The organism is Veronia nyctiphanis (assembly GCF_004116385.1).
In the GTDB taxonomy this organism is placed as follows: domain Bacteria; phylum Pseudomonadota; class Gammaproteobacteria; order Enterobacterales; family Vibrionaceae; genus Veronia; species Veronia nyctiphanis.
In genome coordinates this window covers 1-679 of record NZ_PEIB01000105.1, presented here as the reverse complement: position 1 = coordinate 679, position 679 = coordinate 1, and the positions used below count along the sequence as shown (strand labels likewise).

The following is a 679-nucleotide window of genomic DNA, read 5'->3' as shown; positions in this document are numbered from 1 at the left end:
TCAATGCAGTGCGTTGTGTCAATGCAGTGCGTTGTGTCAATGCAGTGCGGTGTGTTAGTGCTGGTTGGCCAGAGGATTGCGCAGAAGACACTTCTTTCTTCTCAGCAAGACGAGCTTCAATTTTTTTCAATACTTCATTTTTCTTATCAGTCATTAGAAATTCCTTTTTTCTTGATAAAAGTTTGAATTTTGTCAGTAAGACTCATTCCTAATCAGAATATCAAATGATTTTAATTACTCTATGCAGCATTATTAACTACCCGACCCTGATCCAAATATCACCATGATTTAACGTTTACATTGTAATATCCGTCTCATTTTGCATTAATTTTTGATCCGAAGCATTTTTTAAATGAAATCAAAAAAATTTATAATAGTTATTTAGGGCGTTGTTTCCTAAATCATTGAACTAATCATCGTTTCCGCGATCAGATCATCAGACCCCAAATCGAGTGACAGATGATGAGCAAAGCCAAGTACAAAATCAGCAACTGGAAACAATACAATCAAGCATTAATAAACCGCGGGTCGATAACCTTCTGGATTGATGATACCGCAGTGAAATCATGGCACTGTAATGAGCACCATGGGAAACGAGGAAGAGGATTCACGTTTACCAATGGCTGAATAGCCACCGATTTACTAGACACTTTTGAGCCTTTCTTTGTACTGCTTTTCA

Annotated in this window: 1 pseudogene; it reads left to right on the top strand. The window is 37.3% G+C overall.

From position 1 onward, the window contains the following. Nucleotides 1–462: 462 nt before the first annotated feature. Nucleotides 463–621: pseudogene (locus CS022_RS24635) on the top strand (transposase); the annotation flags it as partial. Nucleotides 622–679 lie beyond the last annotated feature (58 nt).